This window comes from Terrisporobacter muris (assembly GCF_024621905.1).
Taxonomy (GTDB): Bacteria; Bacillota; Clostridia; order Peptostreptococcales; family Peptostreptococcaceae; genus Terrisporobacter; species Terrisporobacter muris.
Genome location: NZ_JANKBY010000147.1, coordinates 1 through 8,564, shown reverse-complemented (window position 1 = coordinate 8,564; position 8,564 = coordinate 1). Strand labels below are relative to the sequence as shown.

8 protein-coding genes are annotated in these 8,564 nt (G+C 26.9%); all 8 read right to left on the bottom strand.

Going from position 1 to position 8,564, the window contains the following annotated elements; all coding sequences use genetic code 11:
• Positions 1-6 precede the first annotated feature (6 nt).
• Positions 7-882, bottom strand: a complete 876-nt coding sequence (locus tag NSA58_RS11790; RefSeq protein WP_039678538.1) for a DegV family protein — start codon at positions 880-882, stop codon at positions 7-9.
• 192 nt (positions 883-1,074) lie between these two features.
• A complete protein-coding gene (locus tag NSA58_RS11785) occupies positions 1,075-1,689 on the bottom strand; it encodes a DUF4397 domain-containing protein (RefSeq protein WP_039678537.1) in 615 nt (204 codons plus the stop codon).
• Positions 1,690-2,013: 324 nt separating this feature from the next.
• Complete coding sequence (locus NSA58_RS11780) at positions 2,014-4,104, bottom strand: DEAD/DEAH box helicase (RefSeq protein ID WP_074079693.1); 2,091 nt, start codon at positions 4,102-4,104, stop codon at positions 2,014-2,016.
• A 295-nt stretch (positions 4,105-4,399) separates the two neighbouring features.
• Positions 4,400-4,936: a hypothetical protein gene (locus NSA58_RS11775; protein ID WP_039680647.1), complete on the bottom strand. Its 537-nt coding sequence runs from the start codon at positions 4,934-4,936 to the stop codon at positions 4,400-4,402.
• A 103-nt stretch (positions 4,937-5,039) separates the two neighbouring features.
• On the bottom strand, positions 5,040-5,168 hold the full coding sequence (locus NSA58_RS11770; protein WP_257560493.1) for a hypothetical protein: 129 nt from the start codon (positions 5,166-5,168) through the stop codon (positions 5,040-5,042).
• A 132-nt stretch (positions 5,169-5,300) separates the two neighbouring features.
• On the bottom strand, positions 5,301-6,293 hold the full coding sequence (locus tag NSA58_RS11765) for a catalase family protein (RefSeq protein ID WP_074429139.1): 993 nt from the start codon (positions 6,291-6,293) through the stop codon (positions 5,301-5,303).
• Positions 6,294-6,444: 151 nt separating this feature from the next.
• On the bottom strand, positions 6,445-7,809 hold the full coding sequence (locus NSA58_RS11760; RefSeq protein ID WP_074429138.1) for an MATE family efflux transporter: 1,365 nt from the start codon (positions 7,807-7,809) through the stop codon (positions 6,445-6,447).
• Positions 7,810-8,069: 260 nt separating this feature from the next.
• On the bottom strand, positions 8,070-8,537 hold the full coding sequence (locus tag NSA58_RS11755; RefSeq protein ID WP_039680644.1) for a hypothetical protein: 468 nt from the start codon (positions 8,535-8,537) through the stop codon (positions 8,070-8,072).
• Positions 8,538-8,564: the final 27 nt, after the last annotated feature.

Here is an 8,564-nt window from a genome sequence, read left to right as displayed (position 1 = left end):
AAATAATTATTCTCTTTGTTTTCCATAAAAATTTATCAATAATGTTCCTTTTCCACTATGAGCGCCTATTATAGGACCTATTTTTGAATGTATAATTTCATCTACTTCAAACTCTTTTTTCAACATTTGTTCTAATAAAACAGCCTCATGCTCACAATCAGCATGAGAAATAATTATAGTATTATATTTATCTGGCAAGTAATTATCTTTCAATTTATTAATCATGTGATGTTCACAAGTTTTTGTTCCCCTTAACTTTTCTATTAACTGAAGTTTCCCATCATTATCCATATTAAGTAATGGTTTTATATTTAATGCAGTTCCAAAAGTAGCTGCAACTGAACTAATTCTTCCACCTCTTTTTAGATGAAATAAATCATCAACCTTATACCAATGACAAATATTTAATCTATTTCTTTCCACCCAATCATATAATTCTTCAATAGTTTTCCCATTTTCTTTTTCTTTAGCTGCTAAATAAACTAAAAGCCCTTCTCCTGAAGATGCGCACAATGAATCAATAGACATTATTTTTCTATCTGGATAATCTTCTTTTAAATTTAATATGGCTATTTCTGATGATCCATATGTGCCACTTAAGCCTGATGAAAAGCATATATAAAGAATATCCTTTCCTTCTTTTAATATTGGAGTAAAGTATTCTATAAATCTCACAGGTGTAATTTGAGTTGTTGTTATCGTTACTCCTTCTTCTGCCATCTTATAAAAAGATTTGCTATCTAATTCCCTTTCATCAGGATAATGTGAATATATTTCTCCATCCATTTCAAAATCCATGGGAATAACTTTAATTCCAAGAGAATCTATTACTTCTGGTGGTAAATCACTAGTAGCATCTGTGAATATTTCATACTCTGCCATATATTTTTCCTCCTTTTTTACAAATAAAGTATGTATGATTTCTAATTATATTGTAATTATAATAGTGTTTTATTCAATTTTCAATTATTCTGCATATAAAATAATTCATAGTAAATTAAGCATCATTAGATCTTTATACAACAACAAAGTAGAGGTATGCTTCCTCTCCTTTGTTGTTAGTAATCCTGCTAATTATAGAAATCTTACAAATGTACTTCCATCTAAAGACTGGATTGATGATAAATTCGGCGGATTACCTACTATATAAATAGTATATACTTTTTGACTTTTTAGCTCAGCTTTTAAAGCTAATACAGTATCATTTGTATCCGCAATATTTATTGTCACGTTATAAGCTCCTGAAGGTATCTGAGCGTAGTCAGTTGCATCCATAAATCCTATATCTTCAAAGATTAATCTTCCATCTATTAACATATCCACTCCTGGAGCATCTGGTGATAAATGTATGATCCTTACTCTACTTTCATTTACAGACAAATCATCTGCATTACCTTCTATATATGATACTAATTGAATGTCCTCAAAATTCCCTACAGCAGCTATAGTTACAACTTCTTTTTCTGGCACTTGAACATTTTGTGTAAGTGTAGGACTTCCCTTTTGTCCAGCTGGAAATACTTCCATTTTATATTCTCCCATTGGTAGTTGAACATATTCAGAAAACTCTTTAAAAGACAAGTTTTTAAAAGCAAGCCCTCCATTAACATAAATATCTACTGGAGGAGCATCTGGAGAAGCATTAAAAACTCTCACATAAGATACGTCCATATCATTTCTAATAAACATAAAATCGTCATCCCCCTATATAAAACAAATAATCAATAACCGTTTATATTACTAATTGTATGTTTAATATTTTTTTTTGCTACACGCAAAATATATTTGACAAAATATGTAAATTGTTATATTATAATATTAACAATAAGATAATTAACAATTATATTTTGAAGATATAAATAAGTCAGAAGGCTTTAACCTTCTGACTTTTTTGTTTTCAAATATTTTTAACCCTTAAATATAGTAATTAATTAACTTAAGTAGTTGTATTCTTACTTTCCCCGAGTATGAATTATAAGTTTAAAGATGGTTCTTTCCATCTTTTTTCTTTTTTTATATATTTTCAAATAAATCAATAATATCTTCTCTTGATAATTTTTTCAAAGATGTACTACTTTCTAAATTAGAATTGATGATATCTTCAATAAGTTCTTTTTTATTTTCCTGAAGAGCTATTACTTTTTCTTCTACAGTATCTTTGGAAATTAATTTAATAACATCTACTAAATTTTTTTGACCAATTCTATGAGCTCTGTCGCTTGCTTGATCTTCACTGGCTGGATTAAACCAAGGATCAAAATGAATTACCATAGATGCACTAGTTAAATTCAACCCTGTTCCACCAGCTTTTAATGATATTAAAAATACTCTCTTAGTATTACTGTCATTAAACTCTTCCACCAATTTTATTCTATCTTTTGCATCAGTCTTTCCATCCAAATAAGAATATGCAATAGTTTCTTCTTCTAATCTTTTTTCTATAATTTTAAGAACTTTTGTAAATTGAGAAAATACTAATATTTTTCTATCACTTTCTTGTTTAATAAGATTAATTAAAATTTCTAACTTAGAATTTTTTCCTTTATAATTTTTCACAATTATTTCAGGTGCAATACTAAGTTGTCTTAATTTTGTTAAATAAGAAAAAACAGTCATATTATCCTCATTATTTTCTAGTATTCTTCTTTTTATTAAATTTACAAATCCTCTATAGGCTCTTTTATGCTCCTTTTCTAATTCCACATAAAATTTCTGTTCTATTTTATCTGGAAGTTCATCAACAACTTCTTTTTTAGTTCTCCTAAGCATAAATGGTTTTATTAAATTTTTTAACTGACAATGATTTTTTTCATTATTAGCAAATATTTTTTCAAATTTCTTCTTATTATATAAATATCCCGGCATAACAAAATCAAAAATAGACCAAAGTTCCATAAGATTATTTTCTATCGGTGTTCCTGTTAAAGCAAATTTAACATCTGCATTTACTTCTTTAATAGCTTTTGTAATTATGGACTCTGGATTTTTAATGTTTTGAGCTTCATCTATTATGCAGTAATTAAAATTTATATTTTTATATTTTTCAATATCATTTTTATAAGTTCCATAGCTAGTTAAAACAACATCATATTCTTCGTGATTTTCTAATATTTTTTCCCTTTGAGACTTACTACCATAAGCTATTCCTAGTTTAATATCTGGTGTAAACTTTTCAAATTCACTCTTCCAATTAAAAATTAGAGATGTAGGAGTTATAACTATTGATTTTTTATCTTTTTGACAAAGTAAAAAAGATAAAGTTTGTACAGTTTTACCAAGTCCCATTTCATCTGCCAAAATACCACCAAAATTATAATTTGCTAAAGTATTGAAAAATTCAAACCCTTCCACTTGATAATCTCTAAGCTTTGCATTTAATTTATCTGGAACTTTCACATCTTTATTTAATTTATCATATTTTTTTATTACATTCTCTATATATTTCCTACCACTTATAAAAGTATCCCCTTCTGTCAACTTTTCTAAAAACATAGCTTTATTATTTGGTATTTTTATTTTTTGTAAATCTCCATAAACCCCTAGTATATCTATAAGTTGAAATACTTTCTCTAAATCATTATCTTTTAAATCAATATAGCTACCATTAGGCATAAGATGATACTTATATTTATCTTTATATGACTCATATATATTCCCATACTCATTTTTGTCTATACCTTCAATATGTAAACTTGCCCCTAAGTTTCCACCCCTAGATTGGCTTAAGTCAAATATTACAGTTGGATTTAGTATTATATCTTCCTCTGAAAATTCTTCTTTTCTTTTGTTCCTTAGCTTCTTTATTCCTTCAAGAACTGCTGCTACCATATGAGGACATACTTGAGGCCCCTTATTATTAAATACATTTTGACAATCACAACTAAGATTAGAAATTGTTCTATTTTCAGTATTTATATTCATCATAGCAGTATAGCTACGTCTATGATATTCATCAAAAACTGTTGCATAAAATGTAGCTTCTCTACCACTTACATTTACATAATCATTGCTTACATAATTTCTTTTATATGCTGCAAATCCACTATTGTATTTTAGTTTATCTGTATAAGTTCTTAATACTTCTCCAAGTTTATCTATTTCCATTTTTTCACCTTTTCTTTTATAATTTCTTATTTATTATAATTTCCAATAAATTAAATAAAACATAAACGCTTTATAATAAAAATATCATGAGGTAACCCCATGATATTTTTATGTTTATATAATTTAGATCTCTATATTTTTAACTAAATAACTTTTACTTTTAATAAACAACGTATCTTTTTACATATATTTTTATAAGAAAAATAACTACTAAAACTATAATATCATAATTTTATATATATGCGCAAAAAATCCCAACAATTTCTAACAACGTATTTCTTAGGATTTTTTATTTCTATTTATTTTCACAAATATCTAAATATCTGTTAACTTCATCTAATTGTAAATAATAAATATCTGTATTTTCTATTTCTTTAATAATCTCAGTAAAGATTTCTTTAGCTTTGAAATAACTTCTACTATTCATAAGAAGCTTGCCTTCATTTATTCTTATATTCAAATTATTCTCATATTCTTTTAAATTCTTCAAATAATTGTTACTTTCATTTTTTATTTTTTCTGCTACTTCTTTTATGATACTATCTTCACTATCAGTGTTATTTATATTTTGACATAAGTCTATAGCTTCTTGGAAGCTATTTTCTTTTTCAAGATTTATTACTTCTAACAATATTTCTGATTGCTTATACAAGGCCCTCGCTTCTTTGTCATCAGACTTCTTATCTACAGCTTTTTTAAATAAATCTTTTGCCTTAATAAATTCTTCATTAATTATTGCTTTTTTTCCTTCTTCCATATACTTATTAAAATAAGAATTATTAAAACTTGTTATTAATAAAAATATTATTCCTACTACTACTAATTTTTTCATCTTCTGTCACATCCTCTATTGCCAACAATTATAATTCTTTACTATATTACCATATAATTAAATGTTTTTATATTATATTTTCCATGTTGAAATCTACAATTTACTACTTTGGCTTTTTAACTAATGCCAATATACCTGCAACAATTAAAACCCCAGTTCCTATCCAAATCAATACTTCGCCACAACTAGCAAAAGAAATGTCCTTTATACAAAAATCTAATATATTTTTCATCTTTTGACACCTCCTCTTAGCTTATTATTAAAAATATTTTGAGTTATTTAATTGAAGATTGAAATCTCTAATATATACTATGAATTCTAAGATAAAAAAATGACACCTACATATTTTAGGTGTCATCAACTTTCATATATTATCAAAATCTTCATCGCTTGGCTCATATAATTCTTCCTTGTTTCTATAATGTCTATATTTTGACATTTCCTTATATATTTCTATTCTTCCTTCATTCATATCTCCAATTGGCTTGTGAGAAAGAAGACTATGACCTGGTGAGAAAGACATTATTTCTGCCAAATCAAATCTTTTCTTAGTTGTAAATCTTTGCTTTGGAATTCTTATTTCTCCAAGTTTAACAAAAGGAGATTTATCAGATTCCCATTCAATTGAAGCATCATTTATTGGTGTATCTATATCATTTATATAAAACTGTATCATAAAGTCAAATACTGCTTCTTCTTTATATAGATGCTTTTGCATATTTTCTGTAAGATAATTGTTTCCAAGTTTTTTTGGAAGTCTACTCTTGTATTTAGATTTAGGAATTATGCTATATTTAACTATTCTATTCCCAAACATATATGGAGTAGTACTATAATAGCTAATATCTAAAGGACTAGTATCATGCTTCATATTTTTCACAATATCAATAATTGCATTAATATTTTTATTTTTTATCAATTTAGCCACAAAAATTACTGGAGTGGATTTTATCGTATAGTATAAGGCATCATACATTAATTTTAAAGTGCCTATAGGCATAGTTTTCATACTAACGAAAAGAAAATCTTGAGTAAAATTTTCATCCTTTACACATTTTTCTCCATAAACATTTAGAAGTTTTATTGAAAATCCTCTAATATCTCTATATTTATCACTCTTTATCTTAGGATTTGAATTAGATACTCTTATAAAAGCTTTGTAATAGTCTCTATTAAAAATACCTTCTCTATACTGTAAAGGTAAATTTTTATCTACAATAAAATAAGCTTTTAAAAGTCCTAAACATTTAGGATGAGCATCTCTTTTTGTTAAACCTTTTGCATAATCCTTATCTAATTTTTCTTTTAATATAGATACTATTTTTAAACTTAACTCATTAGTGCTATATTTTCTCAATTATTTTGCTCCTTTGCTGTACTTGTAAATAATACTTATTATCCCAATAAAACAAAAGAATAATTCCAAAAGTTCGCTTAAATCATATAGTCATCAATATATCCTCATTATCACTTGTGATAGATACATTACTCAATAATTTACTTTTTTATTACTCAGTTATTGCACACTTATTTAATTTAGTTTCACTCTTAAAAGAATTGACCTTTAATTTTCTTATATATATTACTATTCCAACTAAAGTAATAATTTCTGTTGTAGGTACAACAAACCATAAACTACTTCCTCCAAGTACCACTGGTAAACTTAATACAAGAATTATGTTTAGTAAAAATCCTCTTATAGCCGATATAAGTATAGATGGCTTTTCTTTTCCCACAGATTGAAAGTAGTTACAAAATAGTATATTAATATTCATAATACAAAAAGCACTTAAATAAGCTCTCACTGCTGGTACTCCCATGGAAATAATCTGGTCATTAGCTTTTACAAAAGCATAAATTACTTCTTCTGTGAACATAAATACTACTGCAAATAATAAACATCCTATTGAAATAGTAGTAAACATGGCATATTTTAAAACTGTCTTTACACGTTTGCTTTCTTTAGCTCCATAATTGGTTGCTATTATTGGTTGACTTGCTTGAGCTACACCATTAAATAAAGCCATTCCTACTATTACACAGTTAGATATTATCCCATAAACTACTATTCCCACATCACCTATATATTTTAAAATTTGAATATTAAATATAAATATTACAAATCCACTGGCAGCTTCCATTAAAAAGCTAGATCCACCGCAGCCTATTATCTTTTTTATCATCTTAATTGACGCATATGTTGGATATACTTTTATTCTATTTTTCTTTGATATAAAATGAGTTAAAAGAACTGCCACTGTTGTTAAACTTCCTATAACAGTTGCTAAAGCTGCTCCTACCATTCCCATATTCATAGGGAAAACAAAAATATAATCTAATACTATATTCAATCCAGCTCCTATAATCACTGATATCATAGCTAATTGGGGAGCCTTTTTATTACGAATTATTGGTGATAAAAAATTAGTTGCTATAAATACTGGTGTGAATAAAGTTATACACCTTCCATATTCTAAAACCAAGCCTATACTATTTTCATTTGCTCCAAGGAAGTAAGATATCTGCTCTAGAAATACATTTGTAAATATCGTAAGTATTAGTCCTATTATTGTCACCGCTATCAAGCTAGAAATAAAGTATTTATCTGATTTTTCTTTATTTCCTATACCATCTTCCATGGATATTAGTATTCCTCCACCAAGTCCAAACATAAGCCCTATACCATTATATATAGCAAAGAAAGGCAAGAAAATATTCAATGCAGAAATCCCTGCCGCTCCAACACCTTGTCCAATTATAAGAGTATCTACTAATATATAAATTGATGTTACAAGAGTAGAGCATATTGAAGGTATTAGATAATGATAAAAAACTTTCTTCTCATCATCTTTTAATAAATTTAATTTTTCCATTATAAGTCCTCCTATTCTTCTCAATATAAAAAAGCCAAATAAGCACGCTAAGTGCACTTATTTGGCTTACTACTTTTATTTTATTTTTTGAACCATTAATTTTTTGCACCGCGATTATAAATTAAATATAATACGCCACTATAATGGCTCTTTTTACTATGATTATTCTATTATATTAAATTAGCAAAGTCAACCTAATTTATTCCTGTATGTAATAAAAAAACATGAAGTTATTCCTTACTTAGAAAACCTTCATGACTCTAATTCCTTAGAGCTTTTATTTTTGATGAAGTGTTAAATCCTATAGCCAGTGGTAAAAATGCTGACATTGGAATAAATATAAATCCTAAATCGACATTATTGATAATGCAAAAAATTATATATGCCATTATACTTACAAGAACTAACTTCAAAAATACAAATAAATCCCCAGCCAGTAAAAATGCTTGTTGTTGTTTCTTTTTATTTTTTATATCTCCTATACCCCATAAAGATGGATTTAAAAATATAATAGTAAACACTATATATATTCCATAAGATATAGCTAATTTCCAAAGTATACTAGTTTTTGCTCCCATACCACCTATTTTACCTGAAATTCCAAAAGATATCGCTACTTCTTGTGGAATTTTGCCCCACATGACCGCCACATAAATTGATATTGCAATTAGTGTAAATACTGTAAGTCCTTCAATCATTCTCTGCTTTTGTGTGAAAGCCATCTTCATATTTTCATCTCCCCCAATTTTTTAACA

What these genes read in the sequence shown, in the direction of transcription:
- NSA58_RS11790 (WP_039678538.1), bottom strand. Translation starts at nt 882, where the DNA reads ATGGCAGAGTATGAAATATTCACAGATGCTACTAGTGATTTACCACCA.
- NSA58_RS11775 (WP_039680647.1), bottom strand. Translation starts at nt 4,936, where the DNA reads ATGAAAAAATTAGTAGTAGTAGGAATAATATTTTTATTAATAACAAGT.
- NSA58_RS11785 (WP_039678537.1), bottom strand. Translation starts at nt 1,689, where the DNA reads ATGTTTATTAGAAATGATATGGACGTATCTTATGTGAGAGTTTTTAAT.
- NSA58_RS11755 (WP_039680644.1), bottom strand. Translation starts at nt 8,537, where the DNA reads ATGAAGATGGCTTTCACACAAAAGCAGAGAATGATTGAAGGACTTACA.
- NSA58_RS11780 (WP_074079693.1), bottom strand. Translation starts at nt 4,104, where the DNA reads ATGGAAATAGATAAACTTGGAGAAGTATTAAGAACTTATACAGATAAA.
- NSA58_RS11770 (WP_257560493.1), bottom strand. Translation starts at nt 5,168, where the DNA reads ATGAAAAATATATTAGATTTTTGTATAAAGGACATTTCTTTTGCTAGT.
- NSA58_RS11760 (WP_074429138.1), bottom strand. Translation starts at nt 7,809, where the DNA reads ATGGAAAAATTAAATTTATTAAAAGATGATGAGAAGAAAGTTTTTTAT.